The 2,357-nt window shown below is 68.3% G+C and carries 3 protein-coding genes; 1 reads left to right on the top strand and 2 read right to left on the bottom strand.

Features of this window, described 5'->3' with window-relative positions:
* Positions 1-291 (top strand): GGDEF domain-containing protein (locus B2W70_RS13820; protein WP_286746534.1); only part of this gene is annotated, 291 nt, incomplete at its 5' end.
* A 35-nt stretch (positions 292-326) separates the two neighbouring features.
* Here the strand turns inward: B2W70_RS13820 and rlmD are convergent.
* Both rlmD and B2W70_RS13810 read right to left on the bottom strand, forming a co-directional pair.
* Positions 327-1,784, bottom strand: a complete 1,458-nt coding sequence (rlmD, locus tag B2W70_RS13815) for a 23S rRNA (uracil(1939)-C(5))-methyltransferase RlmD (RefSeq protein WP_286746532.1) — start codon at positions 1,782-1,784, stop codon at positions 327-329.
* 64 nt (positions 1,785-1,848) lie between these two features.
* Positions 1,849-2,357: peptidoglycan DD-metalloendopeptidase family protein (locus B2W70_RS13810; protein ID WP_286746530.1), on the bottom strand; the 509-nt coding region annotated here is incomplete at its 5' end.

Raw genomic sequence — 2,357 nt, 5'->3', positions numbered from 1 at the left:
CGCTGGGGTGGCGAAGAGTTCCTGGTCATGTTCACCGACACGGACGAGGACACCGCCGAGCGCGTGCTGCTGCGCATCCAGGCCTCGCTGGCACAAACCTGCGTGACCGAAGCCGACGCTTCGCTGCGCGTGACTTTCTCAGCCGGCGTGGGCAATCACCTGCGCGACGAAACGCTCACGCGCACCATCGACCGTGCCGACAGGGCGCTGTACGCAGCCAAAGCCGCAGGACGCAACCGGGTGGTGCACGCCGAACTGCCACTCAATGGCGCCGCGACCAAAGCTGCCTGAAGCGGGCGGCCTGAAGCGAGCGCCCAGCTGCCGGATCAGCTGACCTGTTCAGCCAACTCGAACACCGCCATGCTCTCGACGTGAGCGGTGTGCGGGAACATGTTGACCGCCCCGGCCGACACGCAACGGTACCCAGCCTGGTGAACCAGCAAGCCTGCATCGCGCGCCAGGGTGGCGGGGTTGCAGCTCACGTAGACGATGCGACGCGGCGGCACCCAGCCTGGCACCAGGCTGGGATCCTGATGCAGGTCTGCCAGTGCCTTGGCCAGGGCAAACGCGCCTTCGCGCGGCGGGTCAACCAGCCACTTGTCTGACCGACCGTAGCTGGCCAGCTCTTGCGGGGTGATCTCGAACAGGTTGCGGGCCACGAACGAGGTGCGCTCGGCCACCCCGTTGTGCACGGCGTTCTCGCGCGAGCGGGCCACCAGGGCCTCGCTGCCCTCGATGCCCAACACCTCGCGGGCCTGGGTTGCCAGCGGCAGCGTGAAGTTGCCCAGGCCGCAGAACCAGTCGATCACGCGCTCATCGCGCTCAACGGCCAGCAGGCGCAAAGCGCGCCCCACCAGCACCTGGTTGATGGCGTGGTTGACCTGGGTGAAGTCGGTCGGCCGAAACGGCATGTTGACGCCGAACTCTGGCAGGTTGTAGTCGAGCCCGGGCAAGGTGTCGTCCAGCGGGTGCACGGTGTCAGGCCCCTTGGGCTGCAGCCACCAGGACAGGGTCTGCTGACCGCTGCCCACCGGGCCGTGTTCGGCTGCGAAGGCGCGCAAGCGGGCCACGTCCGCATCGCTCAAGGCCTCCAGGTGGCGTAGCACGAGCACCGTCACCTCGGTGCCCACGGCCACTTCGATCTGAGGCAGGCGGTCACGTTGGTCCATCGAACCGATGAGCGCCCGCATGGGCACCAGCAGGCGGCTGACGTGCGCCGGCAGCACCTCGCAGCTGCTCATGTCGGCCACGTAGCGAGACTTGCGCTCGTGGAAACCAACCAGCACCGTGCCCTTCTTGACGACGTGGCGCACCGACAGGCGCGCCCGGTAGCGGTAGCCCCAGGTCGGGCCCTCGATGGGGCGCAGCAAGGTCTCGGCGCGCACCTTGCCCAGGTGCCAGAGGTTGTCTTCGAGCACGCGCTGCTTGACGGCCACTTGGGCAGCGGGCTGGAAGTGCTGCATCTTGCAACCACCACACAGGCCGAAATGCACGCAACGCGGGGCGGTGCGCTGAGAGCTTTCACGGCGGCGCTCCGAAGGCGCGGCCTGCTCCCAGTTGTTCTTGCGACGGCTGACGCTGACACGCACCTCTTCACCGGGCAGCGCGTCTTCGATGAACACCACTTTGCCATTGGCACGGTGGGCCACGCCCTGGGCCTCGAGGTCCAGGGATTCGACGGTCAGCCACTCCAGGTGGGGTGGCACGTCAACGGGTGCGTCAACAGGGGTTTGGGCGGGCGCCACGTCGGCGCCTGGGTGCGAAACGGGGGATGCAGCGGTCATCCCCCGATTGTCTCATTGGTGTCCCGGCCTTCTGAGGGGCAGGGAGCGCACGCTGCAGACCGGATCAGCGCGCAGGCAACTGGCGCGCCGGGTCCAGCGGCTTGCCCTTCTTGCGGATCTCGAAGTGCAACTGCACCCGCTCGGCGTCCGTCGAGCCCATCTCGGCGATTTTCTGCCCCCGCTTGACGGCCTGGTCTTCCTTGACCAACAGGGCCTGGTTGTGAGCGTAGGCCGTGAGGTAGTCAGCGCTGTGTTTGACGATGACCAGGTTGCCATAGCCGCGCAGGCCGGAGCCAGCGTACACGACGCGGCCGTCCGCCGCAGCCACGACGGGGTCACCGACCTTGCCACCGATGGTCAGGCCTTTGTTGCGACCTTCTTCAAAGCTGGCCAGGACAGGACCTGCCGCCGGCCAACCCCAGTTGGGCTCCTCGCCTTCGCGGGCTTCAGATGGCTGGGTGGGGGGCGGTGCGACGGGTGCGGGCGTGGCGCTGGCGGAAGCCGCCGAGGTGCCCGAAGCCGGGGTGGCAGGCCGGGGGCCCGGCGGGGTGCGGGGGTCGGCGGCAGCGGGGG

The sequence above is a fragment of the Aquabacterium sp. UBA2148 genome (genome assembly GCF_002328915.1).
In the GTDB taxonomy this organism is placed as follows: domain Bacteria; phylum Pseudomonadota; class Gammaproteobacteria; order Burkholderiales; family Burkholderiaceae_C; genus Aquabacterium; species Aquabacterium parvum.
The sequence above is the reverse complement of the archived record's forward strand: the minus strand, read 5'-3'. Positions and strand labels throughout refer to the sequence as shown.